At 41.6% G+C, this 24,975-nt stretch carries 17 protein-coding genes; 13 read left to right on the top strand and 4 right to left on the bottom strand.

The window, feature by feature from the left end; all coding sequences use genetic code 11:
- Positions 1 to 167: 167 nt before the first annotated feature.
- Together LGO15_RS22655 and LGO15_RS22650 are read left to right on the top strand one after the other, a co-directional pair.
- A complete protein-coding gene (locus LGO15_RS22655; protein WP_226086123.1) occupies positions 168 to 1,967 on the top strand; it encodes a sugar phosphate nucleotidyltransferase in 1,800 nt (599 codons plus the stop codon).
- Entirely contained in the window at positions 1,948 to 3,492 is a 1,545-nt protein-coding gene (locus LGO15_RS22650) for a BCCT family transporter (protein ID WP_226086122.1), read from the top strand. The genes LGO15_RS22655 and LGO15_RS22650 overlap by 20 nt, the downstream gene beginning before the upstream one ends.
- 228 nt (positions 3,493 to 3,720) lie before the next feature.
- Here LGO15_RS22650 and LGO15_RS22645 read toward each other — a convergent pair whose 3' ends face one another.
- Positions 3,721 to 4,077 (bottom strand): hypothetical protein, encoded by a 357-nt coding sequence (locus LGO15_RS22645; RefSeq protein WP_167831210.1) that lies wholly within the window; start codon positions 4,075 to 4,077, stop codon positions 3,721 to 3,723.
- Between the two features lie 20 nt (positions 4,078 to 4,097).
- Positions 4,098 to 4,484: a hypothetical protein gene (locus tag LGO15_RS22640; RefSeq protein WP_226086121.1), complete on the bottom strand. Its 387-nt coding sequence runs from the start codon at positions 4,482 to 4,484 to the stop codon at positions 4,098 to 4,100.
- 130 nt (positions 4,485 to 4,614) lie between these two features.
- On the opposite strand from LGO15_RS22640, the gene LGO15_RS22635 reads away from it, so the two are divergent.
- From LGO15_RS22635 to LGO15_RS22610, 5 genes are all read left to right on the top strand, one after another.
- A complete protein-coding gene (locus LGO15_RS22635; protein ID WP_226086120.1) occupies positions 4,615 to 5,805 on the top strand; it encodes an HIRAN domain-containing protein in 1,191 nt (396 codons plus the stop codon).
- A gap of 13 nt (positions 5,806 to 5,818) precedes the next feature.
- Positions 5,819 to 7,834 (top strand): ATP-dependent helicase, encoded by a 2,016-nt coding sequence (locus LGO15_RS22630; protein WP_226086119.1) that lies wholly within the window; start codon positions 5,819 to 5,821, stop codon positions 7,832 to 7,834.
- Between the two features lie 229 nt (positions 7,835 to 8,063).
- On the top strand, positions 8,064 to 11,768 hold the full coding sequence (locus tag LGO15_RS22625) for an immunoglobulin-like domain-containing protein (protein WP_318999809.1): 3,705 nt from the start codon (positions 8,064 to 8,066) through the stop codon (positions 11,766 to 11,768).
- Positions 11,769 to 12,433: 665 nt separating this feature from the next.
- Positions 12,434 to 14,098, top strand: coding sequence for a hypothetical protein (locus tag LGO15_RS22615; protein WP_226086118.1), 1,665 nt, complete (start codon positions 12,434 to 12,436; stop codon positions 14,096 to 14,098).
- 11 nt (positions 14,099 to 14,109) lie between these two features.
- Positions 14,110 to 15,300 carry a hypothetical protein gene (locus tag LGO15_RS22610; protein ID WP_167831215.1) on the top strand — a complete coding sequence of 397 codons (1,191 nt, stop codon included), beginning with the start codon at positions 14,110 to 14,112 and terminating at the stop codon, positions 15,298 to 15,300.
- 221 nt (positions 15,301 to 15,521) lie between these two features.
- On the opposite strand, the gene LGO15_RS22605 is transcribed toward LGO15_RS22610, so the two are convergent.
- Positions 15,522 to 16,184 (bottom strand): sulfite oxidase-like oxidoreductase, encoded by a 663-nt coding sequence (locus LGO15_RS22605; protein WP_226086117.1) that lies wholly within the window; start codon positions 16,182 to 16,184, stop codon positions 15,522 to 15,524.
- A 432-nt stretch (positions 16,185 to 16,616) separates the two neighbouring features.
- Between LGO15_RS22605 and LGO15_RS22600 the strand changes: the two genes are divergently transcribed.
- The 5 genes from LGO15_RS22600 (at position 16,617) to mtnA (ending at position 22,659) form a co-directional block, all read left to right on the top strand.
- Entirely contained in the window at positions 16,617 to 17,732 is a 1,116-nt protein-coding gene (locus LGO15_RS22600) for a sugar ABC transporter substrate-binding protein (RefSeq protein ID WP_226086116.1), read from the top strand.
- A gap of 122 nt (positions 17,733 to 17,854) precedes the next feature.
- Complete coding sequence (locus LGO15_RS22595) at positions 17,855 to 19,339, top strand: sugar ABC transporter ATP-binding protein (protein ID WP_226087965.1); 1,485 nt, start codon at positions 17,855 to 17,857, stop codon at positions 19,337 to 19,339.
- 1 nt (position 19,340) lies between these two features.
- Entirely contained in the window at positions 19,341 to 20,342 is a 1,002-nt protein-coding gene (locus LGO15_RS22590; RefSeq protein ID WP_226086115.1) for an ABC transporter permease, read from the top strand.
- Between the two features lie 16 nt (positions 20,343 to 20,358).
- Positions 20,359 to 21,582: an S-methyl-5-thioribose kinase gene (gene mtnK, locus LGO15_RS22585; RefSeq protein ID WP_226086114.1), complete on the top strand. Its 1,224-nt coding sequence runs from the start codon at positions 20,359 to 20,361 to the stop codon at positions 21,580 to 21,582.
- 12 nt (positions 21,583 to 21,594) lie between these two features.
- A complete protein-coding gene (mtnA, locus tag LGO15_RS22580; RefSeq protein ID WP_226086113.1) occupies positions 21,595 to 22,659 on the top strand; it encodes an S-methyl-5-thioribose-1-phosphate isomerase in 1,065 nt (354 codons plus the stop codon).
- Positions 22,660 to 23,048: 389 nt separating this feature from the next.
- On the opposite strand, the gene LGO15_RS22575 is transcribed toward mtnA, so the two are convergent.
- Positions 23,049 to 23,810, bottom strand: a complete 762-nt coding sequence (locus tag LGO15_RS22575) for a DeoR/GlpR family DNA-binding transcription regulator (RefSeq protein WP_167831221.1) — start codon at positions 23,808 to 23,810, stop codon at positions 23,049 to 23,051.
- A gap of 358 nt (positions 23,811 to 24,168) precedes the next feature.
- On the opposite strand from LGO15_RS22575, the gene LGO15_RS22570 reads away from it, so the two are divergent.
- Entirely contained in the window at positions 24,169 to 24,972 is an 804-nt protein-coding gene (locus LGO15_RS22570) for a class II aldolase/adducin family protein (protein WP_167831222.1), read from the top strand.
- Positions 24,973 to 24,975: the final 3 nt, after the last annotated feature.

Raw genomic sequence — 24,975 nt, 5'->3', positions numbered from 1 at the left:
ATGGACAAGAGAACCATCCCCAAGTCCCATGTCCCTCTCATGAGACGTCAAAAATCGGCAAGGTGTCTCATTTTTTTTCTTCATTTGTTCATTTCTTCGGAAAAAAAGTAGAAAATGAACATAATAAAATGTAAAATGATAGATGTTGAATAGGAGATGGTGCAGAAATGAACAAAGATGCCTTAAAAATATTAAGAGAATATAAAAAAAATAATAGATTAACCCAAAGGGACATTTCGGAAATATTTGATTTATCTTTAGGGAAAACAAATAAATTGCTGAACTTATTAATTCAGGAAGGTCTATTGCTTAAATCCCCTAGTGGTTATTCACTGACAGATCAAGCAGATCATGTAATGGAGCTGTATCGAGTAGATAATGCCATTATTCTGGCTGCAGGATTTGGCTCGCGTTTTGTTCCTCTTACTTATGAAACGCCAAAAGGTTTGTTGGAAGTACGCGGTGAGAGAATGATCGAGCGTCAGATTGAACAATTGATTGAAATGTCCATTACTGATATTACGATTGTCGTTGGTTATCTTAAAGAGAAGTTTGAATATCTCATTGATAAATATGGTGTAAAGCTGATCTATAACCAGGAATATGACACTAAAAATAATTTATCCACTCTCCATCATGTACGTCACTTACTGAGGAACACCTACATTTTGTCTAGTGATAATTATATGACTAAAAATATCTTCAATACGTATGAGTTTGAAAGCTGGTACAGTGCCGTAAAGGCAGAAGGTGAAACAGCAGAGTGGTGCCTGACTGTTGATCGTAAAGACCGAATAAAACGGGTGGAAGTTGGAGGAGTAAACTCGTGGCATATGTATGGTCCGGTATTTTTCTCGAAAGAGTTCTCTGATCAAATAGTGCCTTTATTAGAAAAGACATATAATCAGCCAGGGACAGAGGATTTTTATTGGGAAGATGTTTTTAAGCGAAATCTTGATGTATTAAAAATGTATGTGAATCGACAGCCCGAAAACACTGTTTTTGAATTTGAAAGTTTTGAAGAACTAAGGGTTTTTGATTCGACCTACAGAGAACAGTCCAATAACAAAGTGCTGTCATTAATTAGTTCGATTTTTAAAGTTAGCGAAGATGAAATTAAAGATATTCAACCATTGAAACTGGGTATGACGAATAAGTCATTCTTATTTACTATTAATGAAAAAAAATATATTTGCCGGATCCCTGGAGAAGGTACCGAGAAGCTGATTAATAGAGACGAAGAATATTCAAGTATAAAAGCCGTTATCCCTTTGAACATCACTGAACACATTGTCTATATTGATTCAAAGAGCGGCATTAAAATATCAGAATTCGAATCAGGAGCCAGAAGCTTGAACATAAATAGTGATATGGAGCTATTTCAAAGCATGAAGACTCTTAATAGGCTTCACGATAGTAATATAACCGTACCTCATAGTTTTAATGTGGAGAAGAATATCTTATTTTATGAAGAATTGTGCACGAAAAGTGGAGCTATTCTATTTGAAGATTATTCATCAGTAAGAACAAAGATGAGTGAACTTCTTTCAATCCTAAAGAAAATGGATCTCCCATCCGTATTTTGTCATATTGATGCTCACTTTGATAATTTTTTAGTCTTGCCGAATGGAGATCTGAAATTGATTGATTGGGAATATGCAGGCATGTGTGACCCTGTCATCGATCTTTCTATGTTTGCGCTATATGGTAACCTGAATACAGATCAAATTGAAAAGCTGATGGACTATTATTTCGATAGAAAACCAACGCAGGAAGAACGCCTTAGAGTCTATATTTATATGGCGCTTGGCGGGTTTCTATGGGCAATGTGGGCTCAATATAAACAAGCACTGGGAGTGAAATTCGGAGATTATACCCTCATCATGTACCGTTATGCAAAAGATTACTATAAAAAAAGTATGGGAATTTTAATGGAGGAAACAGAGCATGAACTTGCAAAAAAGTAAAACCAAACAGGAAATAGATTGGACTTTAACTCTCGGGCCACTCATTCTAATCCTATTTTTGTCGGTCATTTTATTAGTCTATCCAAGTGCCAGCAGTAATGCTATTGATTTTTTGAGAAGTATTTTTGTTGGTGACTTTGGTTCGTTCTACATGGTATTTGGTCTTGGCGTGTTTTTAGTATCGATTTGGCTGGCTTTTTCCCGTTACGGCCACGTGAAACTAGGTAATTTAGAAAAACCAAGGTTTAACACATTCGCATGGGGTGCCATGATCTTTACTTCTACCATGGCTGCGGATATCTTATATTGGTCGCTAATCGAATGGGCTTATTATTTTGGTGCAACTCCATTTGGTATGGAAAATATGAGCCTGGCGCAGAAACAGGATTTTGCATCAACCTATCCATTATTCCACTGGGGACCTATTCCATGGAGTTTTTATATCCTGCCTGCGGTTGCATACGGATATATGATGTATGTGAAGAAACGCAAAAGGCAGACTCTTTCAGAAGCATGTCGTTCAACAATCGGGCATCATGCTGATGGAGCGTTAGGCAAATTCATTGATATCTTCTCTATCGTTGGATTGCTTGCAGGAACAGCTACTACGTTCTCTCTGGCAACACCATTATTATCATTAGTCGTGTCGACGATCTTTGGGATTCCGCAAAGTACAGCGTTGACGATCATCATCTTAGGGGTCATCGCATTGGTTTATACAATCGCTGTTACGTTAGGGTTAAAAGGGATTTCAAAGCTCGCGAATCTCTGCGTAATTATCTTTTTAGCACTTATAGCAATCTTTTTATTCTTTGGACCTACGAGGTTCATGATCGAAAGTGGAATTACCGGTATCGGAAAATTAGCAAATGATTTCTTTAGTATGTCAACCTGGATGGATCCACTTCGAGTATCTGGAGAAGGTGGTTCTGGGTTCCCTCAAGACTGGACGGTATTCTATTGGGCATATTGGATTGCGTGGTTTGTTGCAACACCGTTCTTCATTGGGAAAATCTCTGAAGGAAGAACAATCAAACAAACCATTCTTGGCGGGTTTACATGTGGGTTATTAGGAACATTTACTTCCTTTATAGTGTTTGGCAACTTTGGACTCTTCCACCAAACACAAGGTAATGTAGATGCAGCCGGAATGCTCGCAGATGGAGCTAGTCCATCTGAAGTCATCCTGCAGATTTTCCAACAGCTTCCTATTAGCGGTGTCGCACTTGTATTATTAGCAGTCGCAATGATCGCCTTTTACGCAAGCACATTCGATGCCATCACGCTTGTTGTAGCAGAATACTCATTGAAAAAATTAGAACCAGGCCAGGAGCCCCCTAAATCTATCAGAGTATTTTGGGCATTAATCTTTATCATTTTACCGATCGCCCTTATCTTTAATGAGACTACACTAACCATGCTTCAAACGATCTCAATCGTTGCGGCATTCCCGTTAGCCATCATAATGGGGATCATCATATATAGCTTTATAAAAGATTTGAAGAAAGATAGTGAAACAGTATAGGGGACATCGGGACGGTTCTTCCGTACCATTTCGGGAGAGGGAAGAATGAGTTGCTGATGCATGTATGTGTAGTTTTTTCTCCCTCTTTGATTGGTGATTGATGACCATCCTTATACTTATTGAAAAATAAAACCCGGATTAGGGATTCTCTAAGAGTCTCAAATCCGGGTATTTTTGTGAGTTTTTGTCTTCCATGTTTATGAGCCCTGAGTAAGCCGACCCTATCCGTCAGCCTCTTTTTACTGAACTTTCGAGGCAGGCGTGGGCAAATTGTACGATTGCTTCGTATTTTGTTCCTTGGATTTCGCTATTTGCACCGGCTTTGAAGCCTTCTCTTTGGTCTAATTGTGCTGTATACATTGGATACTGGGGGAGTTCCACAGGAGATCCTAGCATAAGCACACAATCTGATGCTTTGTAAAGGACAACCATTACAGTTCCATCATTCATGAATGAAGAGACTAGCGTATCAAGTTCATGTATTGTTTCGAATTTTTCAGACATATTAGTGTATGTCTCGCGCAAGCAATTCTTTAATGCATCTATAATGAGCTGCTCTTCGTTTTGAGTTAATGTATGATTCATTGTTTTCCCACCTTTTTATACTAGTTTGGTTGAAGTTTGAAGCTTCGGATCAGACCGGACATAAGCAATACTGCTTGAATATTCGTTTGATCCATCGTTTCCAAATGTTCTTCGTTCAGGTAGTCACGGAAATCTTCCATATTCAAATAATGGCGTTCTGCTGCGAACAATGGGGTTTCGTGTAATTCAATTGATTCATTGTTTACAATATTACATTGAGAGAATTGGTAAACAGAGCCTTGAATATACTCTCCGTTAATAGAGGCCACAAGAACTAAATCGTATTTTTCCATGACATCAAGTGCCTGGCCAGTTGATAATGCTCGATTAATCGTATTCGTCACAAAGCCCATGACTTCATTTATTTCGTATTGGGTTAGGGACCGGTCTTTTTTGGAGTTGAACATTTTTACACCTCAAATTTAGTAGAATTTAACTGGAAATCACTATACAATTCTATTATACAGAAATGTAATGGGAAAAGTCGGAAAGTAGGGACTTTTTTATAAAATTGCAGAATATTGTCGAGGTGAGAGAATGACACAGCTTGTAAGACTAGCCGGGGTGAAATTTGAGGGAAGACAAGAAGTGATAAACAGACTTTCCATTCATGATCACATCTATATGGAAAGGGATTACTTCAACCCGCATGACAGAAATGCGATTGGTGTTTTTAACGAATATGATGAAAGTATCGGTTGGATTCCTAGGGAAACTGCAGCCAAACTATCTCCGCTTATCGATAGTGGCCAAGAGTTCGAAGTGAGATTGAATCGGATTCTTGGGGGAGGCTTTGGTTTATTTTTTGGTGTGGAAATTGCCATTACCAAGGTAGACCGGAAGCAGCAGGAAAGAGTCCATCAAGAAATTATCGATATTCTTAATAATCAAACGGAAGAACAATCTAAACAAGCGATGGAGCAGTTTAATAAAAGCATGCGGGAAACCCATGAGAGACATATCCTTGAAGGAAATGTGGATGACCTGCTTGTGATCATCAATAATCACTGGTTGAGTCTTGAATCCATTCAGTCTTTTATAGAGTACAGCTTCCAAATGGGGAGATTTGAAGATTGCTTTAAAGCACTTCAGACCTTGGAGAGACTGGCAACTGTCTATCATAATCAAGACATATTGAACTATTGTAAAGAGAATATTGAGGTCTATTTATCCTATGGCTATGATCAACCATTACCCATCCCAAACCAGAAGAACTATCCGCAAAGCATTGAGCGCTCTGATGAAACGTATCCAGATTTGGACCGGATTCGCGAAGCTGATGTTCATGATAAGGTAGATGAATTCCTTAAAGAGATTATGGCTGATATGGAGAGCTATGATGCTGAAATAAGAGCAGAAGCATCTTTCTTACTCGGAGAACTGTATTTTTTAAGTGGGAAAGTTCAAGAAGCTTTAGAGTTATATATGCTGGCCATCAGGGATAATCCTAATAAAGCGTTGTACTGGGGATATACGGCTCAGGTGATGAATAGAAATCAGGTGGATGCTTTGATATGCAGCAGAGTGATAAGGCATGCTATTGATTTGGATCCAGCCAATCCCCGTTGGCATTTCTTGCAAGCTATTTTACTATTGCGGATCAGTCAGGCTGAAGAAATCGATCAGCTAATTGAAACATTCATTTATGAGATTACAACGGCGAGAGATTTATGCAGGGAAGATCAAGCAGGATTGAAGGAAGCGATCATGTCATTAATTATAGAATGAGGGGAGGTCAAGTATGGATACCAACTTAACATTCCAGCCGCCAACTACACCGATTGCCAAGATAGCTAGGAATGTAACGAGCCAAAGAATTGTGACTCCCCGTGACCCAGATGCTTATTATTTTCGAAGTTTAGAGAAAATCGGAATCTATTTAAATGAGAAACAAATTGAGGCGGTAAGAACGACAGATGGGCCGGTTTTGACTTTAGCAGGTGCTGGGAGCGGGAAGACAGCTGTGTTAACCGCCCGTGCTGGTTATCTTATGCTTGTGAAAAATGTTAAACCTCAGCAAATATTGATTGTCACGTTTACAAAAAAGGCAGCCACTGAAATGGCGGAGAGAATCTCGAAGATTCCGGGGATTACTTCCGAAATGATGGGGAACTTGCTTGTCGGGACCTTCCATTCAATTTTCCTTCGGCTGTTAAGAAGTGTTGGCTACACCCATAAAATTATCAATAATGAGAAACATAGGCAGTTTATCATTAAAAAGATATTAAAGGATATGAACATAAATGATGAGCCGGAGATCTTGCTGGCAAAATTCAACTATATGGCCAATCACCTCATTCTTCCTAAGACGGTGAAAGCAAACGCATTAGTCGATCAGGAAGTTCAAGAGGCGTTTCAGAGATTCATGGATTATAAGGAAGAAAATAATCTGATGGACTTTGATGATATTCTTTTTCACACTTATCAATTACTAGAGAAACAGCCGCCCATCTTAAAAAATTTACAACGCCGCTTTACTTATATTGAGATCGATGAATACCAGGACACATCTGTTCTTCAGCATGTCATTATGAAAAAATTAGCTCTGCCTCAAAATAACCTGTTTGTCGTTGGGGATGATAGTCAATCGATTTATCAATTTCGCGCAGCCACAAATGATATTATTTTAGGTTTTCCTCAAGAATATTCTGCTTGCCGGAAAATCGTACTGGATATAAATTATCGTTCAAATCCATACATCGTCGGCCTGGGAAATGAAATCATTAAGCATAATAAAAAAAGGTTCGAGAAAAACTTGTATGCGGTCAATGAAACGGGAAAAGAACCTGTTTACTCCACATATGAAACAGTGGAAGATGAGGCGAGACATATCATTCATTCCTTAAAAAGATCTGACCGGGAATGGCGCGACCATGCCATTCTTTTTCGTACCCATGCTGTTAGCAGAGAAATAACTGACAGACTTGTTTTAGAGGAAATTCCGTTTGTTACATATGGGAAGGATGAGCTATTTTATGATAATCCAATAGTAAAACCCATTTTGGATTATTTAAGGTTATCCTGTGATCCTGGTCATTGGCCGGCCTTCAGGGGTATACTCCCTTCCTTATATCTGTCGGCTGATAGAGTTATAGATTATATTGGAATGAATCAGAAACCGGGAGATCTTTTATTGGAAAAGATCACAGATTTACCGTGGATCAGTTCCAATCATAGAGAGATTTTGACTGAGAAAGTTGCGTTTATTAAGCAGTTGAGGGAACAACAGCCTGTCGCAGCCATTCAGGAAATAAGAAATGGAAAAGGACAATATACCAGGTATTTATTAGATCGAACGACACCGGCCTCAACACTTTATGAAGAAATAGTAGAAGAAACCCTGGATGAATTGGAAAACTCCGCGAGAAATTTTTCTAGTGTTAAGGAGTATTTACAATTTATTGACCAAGTGATGACCTATCATGAACAAATGGAAAAGCTAAGAAAGCAAAAGAATCCCAATGTTGTGAAGTTAATGACGATACACGGATCAAAAGGACTCGAATTCCCGGTTGTGTATTTGATAGGAGCCAGCGAATCGATTCTGCCACATCAATCATCCTTACATGAAACCGATGATCGAATATCCATTTTATCCGGTGAAGACAAAATCAACGAAGCCATCGAAGAAGAAAGACGCCTTATGTACGTTGCCGTAACCAGAGCAAAAGAGGAACTCCACATCTCCTCCCTCCAAACCTACCGTAATAAAACCATAGGGATATCCAGGTTTATTTTGGAGGTGTTTGAGGCATAGGGGCGGTTCTTGTGTCCCGTACGGGAGTCGTAATAATTTCAGTGGTGTGTAACTGATAGAAGGAGCAAGGGATATCCCTTTGTTCCTCTTTTGAATTGGTGGAAATTCCCTAAAGAAAATTTACCAAATTAGGCTAAATTACTTACTTGATTTGATAAAGTAGATTAGTATGGGCAGAATTTATAAAAGAGAGAGGCCTGAAAAATACATATAAAAAGGGGTGGGGAAGATGAGGAGTTTTTCAAAGATTATTAGTTTAACAGTCATCATAACTTTGCTGTTGAACTTTTTGCCTCGTCAACTTTTTCAAAACAACATAACTAGCATTCAGTCAGTAAATGCAGCTGTGCATTTGACACGGGAGGATGCGGAAAAATACGAAGGGATTGTTTCAGCAGAAACTTCAATGACAGTCTTAATGGTGGAGGATGGAACTGTAGTTGCAAGCTCCCCTCGAGGCAATAATGAAACAACACAATGGACGAATATTGTTTCTGTAGCTTCTGGCAACCAGCATACGCTCGGTCTCAAAAAAGATGGGACAGCAGTTGCAACAGGTAATGATGCACACGGAAGGCTAAATGTCAGTGAGTGGAGCAACCTTGTGGATATTGCTGCAGGTGCTGAGCATAGCGTCGGTTTAAAAGCAGATGGAACTGTGGTTGCAGTTGGGAATGATAGGAATGGCCAGTTAGGCTTGCACCATTGGGAAGGTATTGTCGATATTGCTGCCGGAGCCAGGCATACCGTCGGTGTGAAATCAGACGGAACCGTGGTTGCGGTGGGAGACACGCAGAATGGACAAACACAGGTAGGAGACTGGACGGATATTGTATCTGTCGCAGCTGGATTTGCACATACAGTTGGCCTCAAAATGGACGGCACCGTTGTGGCTACAGGTCTGAATGATCATGGGCAGACAAATGTATCATCCTGGTCTGATATTGTCTCGATCGTTACTGGTGAAAGCTATACGGTCGGTTTAAAAGCAGATGGGACGGTAGTGGCGACTGGCTTTAATGAGGATGGACAAATCGATGTTGGTGAGTGGAAAGATGTGGTTGCGATTGCTGCAAGCGTCTGGCATACCGTTGGGTTGAAGGCAGATGGCACGCTGGTTGCAACAGGGGACAATTGGAATGGCCAAACAGATGTACAAGGCTGGCAGGATATTGTAGATATCACTGGGAATGGACAGTTTACTGTAGGGCTGAAATACGATGGTACTATTGTCACTAAAGGTGTGAATTATAACGGACAGCTCGATCTTGCTGATTGGAAAGACATAACAAAAGTCGAAGCGGGAAGTGACTTTACGGTTGGGCTGAAAAAGGATGGGACCGTTATTGGAACTCGTCTTAAAAGTTATGACAAGGGTCAAACCGATGTGTCTGAATGGCGGGATATTATCGATATTTCCGCTGGAAGAAATTTTACCGTAGGCTTGAAGAGAGACGGGACAGTTGTAGCAACAGGCGATAACTATTATGGCCAGCTAAATGTTAGTGAATGGACCGATATTGTTGCTATTTCAGCTGGTTCTAACTACACCGTAGGGTTAAAAGCAGATGGCAGCGTTATTACCACTGGGTATCCAGGATTTGCAATGTGGGATGTTAATAATTGGAAAGATATCATTGCCATTTCAGCTGGTTTAAATCATACAGTTGGATTGAAAGCAGATGGAACCGTTCTGACGGTTAAAGGATATGACTACGAGCTTGGTGATGTATCTGACTGGACAGAGATTGTTGACATCTATGCAGGCGGCGGGAATACGCTCGGCATTAAGAAGGATGGCACTGTCGTTGGCACTGGGGAGTTCTGGGATGATGCAAGGACGACCTCCAATTGGAAAGATATCGTAGCTCTTACTGGACGCAATTCAATTGTCGGCCTTAAGAAGGATGGAACCGTTATTGCGATCGGGCCGAATTCTGCCGGAGAAATAAGTGTGGTCCCGCTAAGGCATACGTTAGAAGGAATCGTTTCATCTTATGATATTTCGAAATCAGTCGGAGCCTCTGGTGACACAATCACCGTTGCCGTCCATTTTACAAAGAGTGTAAAAGCAGGTGTTAAAATCGCTTTGCGTGGCGCAATGGCTTCCACTCCTAAAACGATGACAGAAGTGGCTGGAAGTGACGGCAAGACATATGAGTATACATTTACAGTTCCTGAAAATGCATCTGGTAAAGTTCATTTCCATCTATCCGATGTGATAGATAATGAATCAGGGTTTGAATATCAGGATCAATATGCCAATAACCTATTTACCATCGATGGAGAAGCACCTAGTTTTTATGGAATAGAAGATACGTCTATCAATGTTCATTCCGACTTTAATCCGTTGGATGGAGTGAATGCCTACGATTTTATTGAAGGAAATCTTACAGCTGAAATTGAGCTGGAAGGAGATGTGGATCCATCAAAAATGGGTGATTATGTAGTCATTTATAAAGTCACGGACACATCTGGAAACACCTCCGAGACATCAAGAACGATTACTGTAGCTGACAAAGGCGAGCCTGTCTTAACGGGAGTGGAAGACTTGACACTTGAAGCTGTTGATTCTTTTGATGTCCTTGAAGGCGTTGCTGCAACGGATAATGTAGACGGTGACCTTACGGAAAAAATTGAAGTAACGGGCACTGTTGAACCTTTGAAACCTGGCGTTTATGTCGTACATTATTCGGTTACTGATGCAGCCGGGAACACAGAGGAAGCTGAAAGGAAGATCACGGTTGTCGATACAGTGGGACCAGTGATTTCAGGAGCAGATGATAAAACGATCAATATGCACTCTGCTTTTGATCCAGCTGAAGGAGTCGAGGCAATTGATGTTGTAGATGGCGACATGACAAGTAATCTACTAATCTATGGTACGGTAAATCCTGATGTAAAAGGGAAGTACACCCTTACTTATATTGTTAACGACATAACCAGAAACGAGACGGAGCTGAATAGAACCATTACGGTTATAGATACTATCAAACCAGTCATTTCTGGAGTGGAGGATCTGACAATCAAAATGGGAGCAGACTTTGATCTGCTGGCAGGAGTCAGGGCAACAGACAATGCAGATGGTGATCTGACGGAAGCCATCCAGATTAATGGTGAAGTCGATACGAAGGTTAAGGGCACATACACGTTAACATACACTGTGACAGATACATCAGGGAATTCGGAATCTGTCACAAGGACGGTACACGTTATTGACCAGACAGCACCTGTGATTACTGGGACTGTGGACCAAACGATAAAAGCAGGCACGGCTTTCAATCCTCTGTATGGTGTGAAAGCAACAGACAATGCTGATGGCGATATAACCAGTTTGATAGTCGTTAACGGTACTGTGAATACATCTGTTGCAGGAAGCTATACGCTGACCTATACGAGTATAGATTCATCAGGCAACACAGCCAAGGTTGAGAGGGAAATCACTGTCATCAAATCAGGCTGGCTGAAAGAGAATGGATACTGGTTCTACTATGACACTAAAACCGGAATCAAGAAAACAGGCTGGCTGCTCGATGGGGCCAAATGGTATTACCTTGATGCTAGTGGCGTGATGAAGACCGGTTGGGTTTTGTCAGGAGGAAAGTGGTACTTCCTTGAAGTAAGTGGGGCCATGAAGACTGGCTGGTTGAAGTCAGGAACAAAGTGGTACTACCTTCAAAGCAGCGGCGCGATGAAAACAGGCTGGCTGAAAGACGGAGGGAAATGGTACTACCTCGAGAACAGTGGTGCGATGAAAACAGGCTGGCTCAAGTCAGGGGGTAAGTGGTACTACCTTGAGAGCAGTGGTGTCATGAAAACCGGCTGGGTCAAGAGCGGCAGCAAATGGTACTACCTCTACAGCAGCGGAGCCATGGCCTATAACACAACCATAGGCGGCTACAAACTCGGAGCAGACGGAGCGTGGATTCAGTAGATTGATAGGTGTCTTTCGACAGGTGCCGATTCATTCGACAGGTGCCTGTCACCACCCGAAATTTGTCGAATAAATTATTAATAGTAATAAGACATTTGAAGAGAGTAGAGGCTTGGTATGCGCAAAGTCTGGATTGTATATAACGCGCTTGTTTTATTACTTATATCCTTATTTGTATTGTTGGATGTAATAACAAATAATAATAGTTCTAACTATTCTATAAATATGGTTAATGCCCAAATAGCGATGAACATTATTGCGGTAGGTATTTTCCTAACCCCCATATGGATTATTTTGCTTATAGTATATAGGTCAAAGATGAATAAGAAGAGTTTTCTTATTGGTTTATTTTTATGGGGATTGACCTTATTAGTTAGTGTTTATCCTATAATGTCGACAGTCGGGAGGGCATTTTTTTAGGAGACATTTGATTAAATGAAGTAGGGTTTATAATTAGTAATTAACTATATAAATTGAACATAATACTTAACGCTCAGAGATAACCTCTGAGCGTTTTTGATTCGACAGGTGCCTGTCACCGCCCGAAATTTGTCGAATATACCGTCTAATTACTAAGAAATCAACTTCCTTTTTTTAGTATTCTTCACAAGATTTGTCTAGTATAATTGTACTATTATAATAGTTTTAATAAGGTAGGTAATTATATGACAACAACGATTGCATTGGATTTAGTAGATGAAATTCCTCCAAACGGGGATTTGCCTCCATCCCAATCACTGCTGCAACAGTATGAAAAGATGATTGTTACGACATTGCTCCGTTCATTCGCACTTGATTTAATGTTCAAGGACCAAGATGGCGGAAATATCGATACTCCGGTTACGGCGCGTGAATTTGGCTTGAAGGATGAGGCGGCTCAAACTCGCTATCAGAACCGTGGAGACTATCAAGATAAAAGAGTGAAGAATAAATATCATCAGCATGCGAACTACTCTAAACGAAATGCTGAGGCAAGCAGCCTTCGTAAAGATGGAAAACTGATAGATTCCTATACAGGTCAGAAGATGCCGAGGAATGAAGCTCAGGATATGGATCATACGATTGCGGCTAGTACAATACATAATGATCCTGCTGTATATTTAACGAATTTAAACGGTGTTGATTTAGCCAATGCTGACACCAATTTGAATCATACCAACTTTTCTATTAACCGTTCAAAAAAGCACAAGGACATGAAGCAGTTCATTAATGAACTGGAGAAGAATCAGGCAGCAAGCCAATCAAGGATAAATGAGCTGAAAAAGAAAGGCGATCTTTCTGACAAGGAACGCGGCGAGCTGAGAAAACTTGAAAATTTAAGCAAGGCCAATATCGAGATGATGGCGGAAGCAGATAAGAAAGCCAGAAAAGCATACGAAGGAACAATTCGCACAGCTTATCTAAAGGATAAAGAAACGTGGAAAAAACTCAAGACAGATGCGGCTTCGCAGGGCATGAGGATGGGACTTCGCCAAGTTGTTGGCATGCTGCTTGCTGAGGTGTGGATGATTGTGCGCAGAAAATTCCCGCAGATCGTTTCGGAAATGAAAGAAGAATTCTCGCTAAGCACTTTTCTAAAGCAGGTTGGTGAAACCTTTAAGGAAGCTTTTACGATGGTAAAGGAAAAATTCTCGTCGCTGATTAAATCATTTGGCAATGGCGTGCTTGCCGGAATTATGGCTTCGCTTTCTACGTTCATTGTCAACCTCTTTGCAGGTACAGCAAAAAATGTCGTCAAGCTCATTCGCGAGTTTTGGGGCAGCATCACGGAAATCTTTAGTTTGCTTGTATTCAACCGAGATCAGTTGGCACCGGGTGACTTGATGAAAGCTATATCAAAGATAATTGTCATGGCAGCATCGGTTGCTGCCGGGACATTTATTGGCGAGGCCTTCAGTAAACTTCCGATTGCTCAAATGCCAGTCATTGGCGAGCCGTTGACCATTTTTATCGGGGGAATGACGACAGGCATCCTGAGTGTTTCGCTTCTGTATTTCATCGATCATTCAAAAGAGGTAGCAGAGTTAGTTACTTTCTTAAACAAATTCGAGGATCAGCTGGTGCGTAAAATCGAATTTTACCAACAGCTGAATGTTGATCTGCAGGCGAAGGTAAGCGAACTTGCTGCTCTCTCATTGGATGAGTTGCATGCTCAAATCGAATTGGTCAATAAAATGTCTTCAGGTCTGTCGCTGGCAACGAGCCCGGATGAAGCAAATGAAGTAGTCACGCGCACTATACAGGAAATGCGCCTGGATTTGCCATATGAAGACCGTGATCAGCTCAAGGGACTGCTGCGTGATAAGTCTGTAACGTTACATTTCGGTTAGGGAGTGAGAGGATGGGTTTCTTTTATAAGCTGCGTGACATGAAAGATACAATCAGCTATAAAATGGATGATGTGAAGGACTTTGTCGTCGAAAAGGCAGAGGATGCCAGGGACCTTGTCAGTGATAAGGCATTCGATGCGAAATATGCAATTGGAGATAAGGTTAGTGATTTAAAGGAATTTGTGGAGGATACAGCCTATTTCGTCTCGGAAAAAGCAGAGGATACAAAAGATTTTATTTTAGACAAGGCTTCGGACACGAAGGATTTCGTGAGTGACAAGACGTTTGATGCAAAATACTATATTTCCGAAAAGATCCAGAGTAAATCAAGAGCGGATCTAGTGGAAATAGGTTCGTACGTGCTTTTCCCTGCCCAAATTCCGCTTAAAGCAGTGATGTCAGCTGTAGGGAAGAACGCGGCAAATGGTATCCAGGAGAAGAGCGATTATTTAAATGTGCGAATCGATATCCTTGAGAAGAAACAGGACCAGGGAAAAAATTTGAATGAAAAACTAACTTCGCAATTTGGGGATATCCGAAAAGTCAAAGAGCAATTACATACACAGCTAGAGTACTTTGCAGAGGTATTCGAGAAGATTCATAACCGCCCGACGTATAATATCAAATTTGATGGGCGTGTGAGGACCTTTGATGATCTATTCCGCCATGCTAATATTGAATCCGATTTTGCCATGTTCGACTCGTATTTGCTGAAAATTTATGATGAAGATGCAGGGATTATCGATGGACTCATGCGTTCGCCGGTATTTGCAGCCATTTTAAAATTTCGCGAGAGGGCACTGAAAAATAAAATCGATCATGCGGTGTCAGAGGTCAACCAATGTATTGAAAATATGAAGGTGGTCAATGACTATCTTGCCAGCCTATCGTCCACCGCAGCTTTGTTGGCAAAGGAACTGCATGCAGTAGAAGAGGTCTTCTGGGATTTCCTGTATGAGCTGTCAGAGACAGTTGATAATAAACCTGATTTCGAGAAATTCACCGAGGACGAAATGACTCTGCTCGATACAAATATCAAGCTTGTCCGTGTGATTGTCGCGCTCTTAAATACCCATCTATTCGAGGAAACAGCACCTGACGCAAATGGATTGAAAACGATCAATCAACAAGGTGTTGAGAGAGTTGCGAAAGAAATTGAAGGGACATTGGGCGACATGGGGACGGTTCTTGTATCCCAGTGAGTCAAAACCAACAGATTTTAAGTTGTGATAAAAGTCAAATTATTAAACAAAACTGTCTTTGATGCCTTATGCCAAAAAGGTATTCTTCAAACATAAAGAATTAGTTGATCAGTCCTATTCTCGAAAAATGGCTGATCTCTTCTTAGGCATGAAGTAAGAATGTTTAATAAATAGAAAAGAGAGAAAAACAAGTGATGTTTTTTCTCTCTTTTCTACTTCATTCAATCAAAATCTTTCTTCTCCCACTCATCCTCTGGCAGATACATATCATCATTGGAGAATCTTTCTTCTTTAAAAGGGTCGGCGTCATTATGAAATCCGTTGCTTTCCCAGAATCCACTTTTATCTTCTTTCATAAATTCGAAACCTCGAACCCATTTTGAGCTTTTCCAGAAGTATAGTTTCGGAACGACAAGTCTCAGCGGCCAGCCATGCTTTTTTGAAAGAGGCTTTCCAGCATAGGAGTGGGCGAGCAGTACATCGTCGTCCAGCATCATTTCAAGAGGAAGGTTCGTTTCATAATCGTGGTCGCCGTGAACCATAACAAACTTTCCGTTCGGTTTAATCCCATAATGCTTGAATAAGTCTTTTACCTTCACACCGGTAAATTCGTTGTCGAATTTAGACCACCTTGTTACGCAATGGATATCGCATTTAACCGTTGTCTGAGGCATTTTTAAAAGATCAGTATACGTCAGTACAATCTGTTCTTCTACCTCTCCGAAGATTTTAAAGTCCCATGTGTCCATTTCGTATTCAGGAACTTCTCCCTCATGCAATATTGGAAACCTCTCTGTCAGAACCTGGCCTGCTGGTAGTCTTCCCTTCAACTTCGGATCCACTTCTTTTACTTTCATCTTTTTTATGCGCTCTGCTTTTAACATTTCTACCCCACCTTGATTCAATATTCTGTTAAATTATGTTCGATTCTACCATTCTCATTCTTCTTATACAAATGTTATTTTGCTTTTGTTTGTTTCGTGTTTGTTTTTGAATAATAGAATTTTTTATAGAAAACAAAGATTTACTAGATTTAAAGGGGGAAAATCTATTGTTCCACTGTAAATACATATGGAACTATAGTTTCGAAAAAACCTGAAAACAACATAAAACAATAAAATTGTGTGGGTTTTGCGTCTGAAAACCAAATAAATTATAAACAATTCAAAAAAAACATTGTAGAAAGGTAGAATGTCATGATAAAATTTAACCAAACATGAAAGCGCTTCACAATAGATTCCTCTATCTATTAGGAATGACAGAGATACATATGGCTCGATAGACTGGAATCCAACAAAAATTTAGGGGGAAAAAAGATGAAGAAAAGAAATTTCTTTAAAACTGTTGCCGTTTCAGCTATGGCTATGAGCTTATTGTTGACGGGCTGCTCTTCAGGCGGATCGGAGCCTGCGAAAGGGAGCGAAAAAGTAAGCTTTGAAAACGTCCCTGAAGTGTTCAAAGATGGAAATGACATGAAGATCAAGGTAATCAGGAAGATCGGCGGCGACGACCATACTGCTCAATTCCTTGCTGGTGCTAAATCTGAAGGTGAAGCATTAGGCTTTAAAGTAGATGTGTTTACTGCAAATGGCGACACGGCGAAGTTCCATGATGCCATTGCACAAGGGCTTCAAGAAGACTATGACGGTTTCATCATTTCCCATGGTGATGATGCTGCTACTGTAGATGATGTAAAAAAATTGACTGAAGCTGGAAAGAGTGTCGTTACTTTCGACTCAAACGGCGATTTGATGAATGTTGACGGAGTTACGTTAACTTCTCAAGATGACGAAGCGCTTGCAAAGTTAGCTTTGGATCAGTTAGTTAAAGAAACAAATGGTGAAGGAAATATCGTGTACCTTTGGGTTGATGGATTTCCGCCAATGGTAAGACGTAACAATGTATATAAAGATGTTCTTGAAAAGAATCCTGGCCTAAAAGAAGTAGAACGCTTCGGTGTTGCTGCTGCTGATACATCTGTTCAGACACAGAATGCTGTTGCTGCCATGCTTAACAAGCATAAGAAAGGCGAAATTGACGCAATTTTCGCTACTTGGGATGCTTTCGCGATTGGTGCAGCTCGTGCGATCAAGGAAGCTGGCAGAGATGAAATCAAGATTTACGGTATCGACGTTTCTAACGCTGACCTTCAATTGATGCAGGAAGAAGGAAGCCCATGGGCCTATACAGCGGCTGTTGACCCTAAGCTGATTGGTGAAGTGAACATGAGAATCCTTGCAAAGAAGCTTGCTGATGAAGAAACTCCGCAAACATATGACCTAGAAGCTTCTCTAATTGACCAAAAGACGCTTCAATCTTCTGATTCTCCGGTAAACATGCAGACTCTTGCTGACATCATCGATGGATGGGGCAAATCTGATGCTTTCGAAGAAGATTGGATGAAGACTTTAAAGGATCACTATAAGAAATAAGTATCTTGTTTCATTGAAGGTACATGGGAAGCGCACTCTCTTATGGACTTTAAGAGAGTGTTTGCTTTAGAAGTGCAATTGCCGGAAGGTGGGAAAGAACTGTGACTAGAACGTTGCTGGAAATGAAGAATATCACAATTGAATTTCCAGGAGTGAAGGCCCTGGATGATGTTAGCTTCTCAACGGAAACTGGTACGACACATGCGCTGATCGGTGCGAATGGCGCTGGTAAATCAACTTTGATGAAGGTGCTTTCTGGTGCCTATAACCATTACACCGGTGAGATCTACCTGAATGGTGAGAAAATTGATATTCGCACTCCGAAGGATTCTCAGGATTATGGAATCCAAATCGTCTATCAGGAAGTGGATACGGCATTGGTTCCGTATTTGACCGTTGGTGAGAATATCATGCTGAACGAAACCGTGAATGATATGGGCAAAAAGCAAATCATCAGCTGGAAGGAAATTCACCGAAAAGCTGCTGAGATTCTTGCCAGTATGAATGTTAAGGTGCTTACGAAAAAACTTGTCAGCGAATTGACTCTAGCTGAGAAGCAGATGGTCCTGATTGCCAGGTCTATTTTAAAAGATTGTAAGTTTCTGATTCTTGATGAGCCGACAGCTCCGTTAAGCCACTCTGAAACAAATGAGTTGTTCCGGATCGTCCGCGATCTCAAGCAGCGTAATGTGGGGGTCATCTTCATTTCCCACCGCTTGCCTGAGCTGTTTGAAATCTGTGATGAGATAACGGTTATGAGGAATGGGCAATTTGTCATCAAGGAAAGAATTGCTGAAACAACACCAAACCGCGTAATCGAATATATGCTTGGGCAGAAACTTGATGATCAGTTTCCGAAAAAACAGGTGACGATTGGCGATACGCTCCTTGAAGTGAAAAACCTTCATGATGAAGGTGTGATCAAGGGGATTTCCATGCATGTAAGGGCAGGGGAAGTGCTCGGAGTCGCCGGGCTTGTCGGAGCCGGGAAAACGGAATTATGCAAAACGCTGTTCGGCGCAACCAGGAAAACAGCCGGGGATATCATCCTTAAAGGGAAAACATTGAGAATCAAGAACCCTCACCAAGCGGTTAAACAGGGGATCGCGCTTGTCCCGGAAGAAAGAAGAAAAGAAGGAATCCTTGTTGCAGAGCCGGTGTCGAGCAATTTGAGTTCTGCCAACCTGAAACGTTTCTCTAAGTTCCTTGGCTTCCTTGACTTTAAAGGGGAGAAAATCAAGGCGCGTGAAATGATCGGCAGCCTGGGCATCAAAACTCCTTCTGAAGACACGAAGGTGCAGAATTTATCAGGCGGAAACCAGCAAAAAGTCGCAATCGGCAAATGGCTTCTCACGGATGCGGAAGTGTATATCTTCGATGAGCCGACCAAAGGAGTCGATGTCGGGGCGAAGAAAGATATATTCGAATTGATTTCCGGACTTGCTCAGCGCGGGAAAGCGGTCATTTATGCTTCGTGTGAACTATCCGAAATTGTCGGGATCACTGACCGCGTCTATGTCGTTTATGATGGGCAGATTTCCAAAGAGCTCGAAACGGCAAAGACCAACGAAGAAGAACTATTATTCTATTCAACAGGAGGCAAGTGAGATGAGCGTTCCTAATCCTGCTCCGTCCAAACAGCCAGTAAGAAAGACGTTCGACTTTTTTGACTTTTTATATAAGTATGGGACGATTCTTACTATTTTTGTGTTGATTGCAGTTTTTGCAATCTCGAATCCAAGTTTTTTGCAGGCGAATAATATCATTAATATCCTACGTTCCATTTCAATCGTAACTATTATCGCGATCGGTATCACGATTTCTTTGACCGTCGACGGCTTTGACCTGTCTGTCGGTTCGGTAGCATCCCTTTCGAATGCGGTCGTCATCTCGATGTTTGTATGGTTTTCGCAAAATACCTTCATTGCGATCTTGTCAGCCATTGCTGCTGCATTGATTGTCGGTGGATTGAACTCGTTCATGATCGTGAAAATGAAGATTCCTGATATGCTGATGACTCTGGCGACAATGTTCATCATTCAGGGGATTGCCCTGACCTATACAAAAGGTGCAACTGTTTCACAGAACATGGTTATGCCTGATGGGACTTTCTCGGAAGGCACCATCAGCCCATTATTCGCAAAAATAGGGCAAGTACCGTGGATCATCTTGATCATGGTTGTTGTTGTCATACTTGTCCATATCCTTTTGACGTATACAAAGCATGGAAGATATATGTATGTAATCGGCGGAAATAAGGAAGCAGCAAGGCTTTCAGGTATTCCGGTCAATAAATATAAAATTGCGGCTTATCTACTATCAGCTACATTCGCAGCGATCGGCGGTATTGTCCTCGCTTCTCGTGTTATGACCGCTGAAATCAATGCTGGTGCTCCATATCTGATGGAATCAGTTGCCGCAGCATTCATCGGCTTCTCCGTCTTTGGAGCTGGAAAGCCGAACGCACTGGGTACATTTGTCGGAGCGGTCCTGATCGGAATCCTGGCGAATGGACTGGTCATGATGTCTGTTCCGTATTATGCAATGGATATTGTAAAAGGAACAGTATTGGCATTTGCATTGGCGCTTACTTACTATAAACAAAAGTAAAGTGGGGGAATAAAAGATGGCTATTTTTACAACTGAGTATTTTACAATGACAGAAGCAGATGCGATTGAATACGCTAAGACTCGACTCAACTTTTTTGACGAAGATGCTGAGCTTACGTGCAAGGAGATTGGCGACGGCAACCTCAACTATGTTTTCAGATTAGTAGATGAAAAGAATAATAAATCTGTCATCGTTAAACAAGCCGGTCCAGTAGCGAGGATTTCGGATGAGTTCAAGCTTTCGCCTGACAGGAACCGGATCGAAAGTGAAATCCTTGAACTCCAGAACAAGCTTGCGCCTGGGTTTGTGCCGGAAATCTACGGTTATGACCCAATCATGAATTGCTGTGCGATGGAAGACCTTTCAGATCATGAAATCATGCGTACGGCATTGATGAAACATAAGAAATTCCCGTTATTCGCAGACCACATCACTACATATATGGTCAATACACTTTTGCTGACATCCGATGTTGTGATGGAGCACAAGGAAAAGAAAGAGCTGGTAAAAAGCTTCATGAATCCAGAGCTATGTGAAATCACTGAAGACCTTGTGTACACAGAGCCATTCTATGATTGTCACCGAAACGATGTGTTCCCGGCTTCAAGAGACTTCGTCCAGGAAACGATCTGGAATGATAAATCGCTTCAACTTGAAACTGCTAAGTTAAAGTTCGAATTCATGACGAATGCCCAGTCGCTTCTGCATGGCGATCTTCATACAGGTTCAGTTTTTATAAAAGAAGACTCTACCAAAGTAATTGATCCTGAATTCGCATTCTATGGCCCTGCTGGATATGACGTAGGGAATGTCATTGCCAACCTCACTTTCGCGCTGGCAAATGCGAAGTACACAATTGAGGATGCGGGACAAAGGGAAGACCAAATGGAATACCTTCAAAACACGATTATCGATATTGTTGATCTTTTTAAAGAGAAGTTCGTTAAAGCATGGGATGAGAAAGTGACGGATCGTACGGCACGTTACGAAGGCTTCAAAGAGTACTATTTGGATTCTGTCTTGCGAGATACAGCTGCTGTATCAGGGCTTGAGCTTTGCCGCCGAATCATCGGGCTTGCCCATGTAAAAGACATAACCTCCATTGACGTTTTGGAAAACCGCGCAGCTGCAGAGAAAGAGTGCCTGACAGCTGGTAAGCGATTCATCATGGAAAGAGGGACTTTGAAAACCGGTGAAGATTTTATTGAAGTCGTGAAAGAAAGTTTCAAAAACATCTAGGAGGTAGTGCGAATGGAAAGACCAGTGGATGCAATTCAATCGGTCAGGCTCGATGATGAGAGAGATATGCTCGTCTTGTTGGACCAGACACTTTTACCAAATGAAAAGAAGTTTCTTGAATTGAAGGAACTGAAGGATATTTGGGATGCAATTTACTTTTTGAAAGTAAGGGGAGCTCCGGCAATCGGGATTGCGGCCGCGTACGGAGTTTATCTTGGCACGAAGAAATCCGAGGCGGACTCTTATGAAGAGCTGTATGAAGACTTTAAAAAGGCGAAGGATTATCTAGCGTCCTCCCGTCCTACAGCTGTGAATCTTTTCTGGGCGCTTGACCGCATGGATGCCCGCTTTAAGAGAGAAGAAGGCAAGAGTGCGTCGGAAGTGAAGGCTGCATTAAAAGAGGAATCGGAATTGATCCGTGCTGAAGATGAGAAGGTGTGCGAGTCAATTGGCGAGTATGCTCTGTCATTGTTAGAGCCGGGCATGGGAATTCTCACGCATTGTAACGCTGGTACGATTGCGACTGCCAAGTATGGTACAGCGCTTGCGCCAATTTACCTCGGCCAGGAAAGAGGCTACGATTTCAAGGTGTTTGCTGATGAGACACGCCCGCTGCTTCAAGGTGCACGTTTGACTGCCTGGGAGCTTCAGGAAGCTGGTGTGGATGTAACCTTGATCTGCGATAATATGGCATCCATTGTCATGAAGGAAGGCAAAGTCCAGGCAGTGCTTGTTGGATGTGACCGTGTTGCGGCAAACGGAGATTCAGCCAATAAAATCGGGACATCTGGTGTAGCCATCCTTGCGAAACACTACAACATTCCATTCTACGTGTGCGCACCGCTATCGACGGTCGACCTGGAATGCAAAACGGGTGACGACATCCATATCGAATTAAGACCAGCGGAAGAAATCACGACACAGTGGTATGAAAAGCCGATGGGACCGAAAGATGTACAAACCTACAATCCGGCTTTTGACGTAACAGATCATAGCTTGATTGCTGGGATTGTCACAGAAAACGGAATCGCGTATGCACCATTTACTGAGAGTCTTCCGAAGATGTTTAAGAAATAGTATTGAAGGAGCCGGCAGAGAGATCTGCTGGCTTATTTTTTTGGGGTTGGGGATATGTGCGCTGGTATGGTCACGGAAAAGAAAAACGTAAGGAATGAGAATTAATAGGCGGAGAATTTCCGGTTAATGTATATAGAGGAAGCATAAGAAGCGGATATAAGCGAAAGAATTCCGGTTAACTACTCTAAATAAGCTGAATTTTAAAGATTTGGTTCGTATAGGCGGAATAACTCCGCTTATTTTTAAGGAAATAGTGGTATTTCCTAATTTAAACGGAATTCTTCCTCTTATTTTCAAACACAGGGAGATAAATTGTCCTGTTAATGGACTAACTTTCTCTCAAGCAAAACAGGTCACCAGCATAGGCGACCTGTTTTCATCTTTCTACCTCATTCACACTCCACTAGCTCGACGCCCTTATCTCTTAGGAAATCGTGCCATTCCCTTGGCAGGTTTTCGTCGACGATGACAGTGTTGATGTCCTCGAATCCGCAAATGGTGGTGAAAGATGTCTTATCGAACTTTGTATAATCGGCAATGAGAAAAACTCGATTTGCATGGTCAGCAGCAATCTTTCTAATGACTGCCTGCTGCTCATTAGAGTCTGTGATTCCATGCGCCCGGCTGACAGAGCGGCATGAGATGAAGGCGGTGTCGAAGAAGTAGTGCTCCATATTGGTTTCCGCATTCCGGCCGAGGTTTGATAGAGAGGAACCTGCCAGAGTGCCTCCAATGACGACTAATTTAATGTTTGGGTTGCCCATCAGTGTTGTGACTACTTTAATAGAGTTGGTTACTACGGTTAATTTTTGATCGGAAATCAACCCTGCGATAACAAGGGATGTCGTTGAGGCGTCAAGAAAGATGGAGTCGCCGCTTTTTATATAGGAAAGTGCTTTGGCAGCAATCTTTTTCTTGCCTTCAACGTGGATGAATTCGCGCAAGTTCACATCGACGTCGTTTTGCACTCCTTCAGAAATATAAGCCCCGCCATAGGTACGGGTAAGGAGACCTTCATCCTCGAGTTGCTTCAGGTCACGCCGGATCGTTTCTTCCGTCACTTTGAACATTTTCGTCAGCTCGGAAACGGTAACGCTTTTCTTTTCGATGATCAATTCTTTTATTTTACTTTTTCGGGTTACATGTAACATCGTATTCTCCTTAATGCCATTGGTTATTTTGTATTATACCACTTTTGTTTGGGTTTATATAGAAAAGAAGAACACTGTAATGGTGATTATTTTTATCACACGAGTGATGCTGCATTTTAATAGATTATGAGTTAGGGCTACAGGTGTGAGGCGGATTTAAACTACAACGAAAATAGATATTATTATGGTCTGTTGTCTGTTTGTGTGGTTTTTGGTGGGAAAATCACAACAAAACAGAAATAAACATTGACAAAACTAAGGTTAAGTAAGAATATTAAAGTAAGAAGATTGGGGTTTTTTAAGATTTATATTGTTTTGCAGAACCCTTTTGCAAGTGAATAGTTAGGAGATGTAATAGATGGTTACGAACAACAAGTATCTGTCTGATTTCGAGGCAAAGAAATTGATTTGTGAGATTGGCAGAAGAGTATACAACAAGAACTTTGTAGCAGCCAATGATGGCAATATTTCTGTGAAAGTTGGTCCGAATACGATTTGGACGACACCTACAGGAGTGAGCAAGGGGTTCATGACACCGGACATGATGGTGAAAATGGACTTATCTGGAAAAGTGATTTCCGGCAAGTTAAAACCATCTTCAGAAGTGAAGATGCACTTGCGTGTCTATCATGAAAACCCAGATGTGAATGCGGTGGTCCATGCCCATCCACCTGTAGCCACTTCTTATGCAATCGCAGGTATTAGCCTGGATCAGCCGGTTTCCCCGGAAGCGGTCGTCATTTTAGGAACTGTACCAGTGGCACCCTATGCTACGCCAGGCACACAGGAAGTTCCGGATTCAATCGCTCCATATTGCAAGGATTATAATGCGGTTCTCCTTGCCAACCACGGTGCCCTTACATGGGGAAGCGACCTCATGCAAGCCTACTACCGCATGGAGTCACTTGAACACTATGCGCTGATGCTCATGTATTCCAACAATATCATCAATAAAACCAATGAGCTGAATTGTGCGCAAATATCCGATTTGATCGACATCCGTGAAAAGATGGGCATCAAAACGGGTGGAGTTCCAACTTGTGATAATGGCGAAAAAGTGAAGGCTGCTGAAAAAGCAGAGCCCGCACAAAGCAATGACCAACTGATTGAATCGATCGTCAGGAAGGTTACTGAAGATGTGTTGAGAAAATATCTTAAGTAAGGG

The sequence above is a fragment of the Mesobacillus sp. S13 genome, from assembly GCF_020422885.1.
GTDB lineage: Bacteria > Bacillota > Bacilli > Bacillales > Cytobacillaceae > Mesobacillus > Mesobacillus selenatarsenatis_A.
The sequence above is the reverse complement of the archived record's forward strand: the minus strand, read 5'-3'. Positions and strand labels throughout refer to the sequence as shown.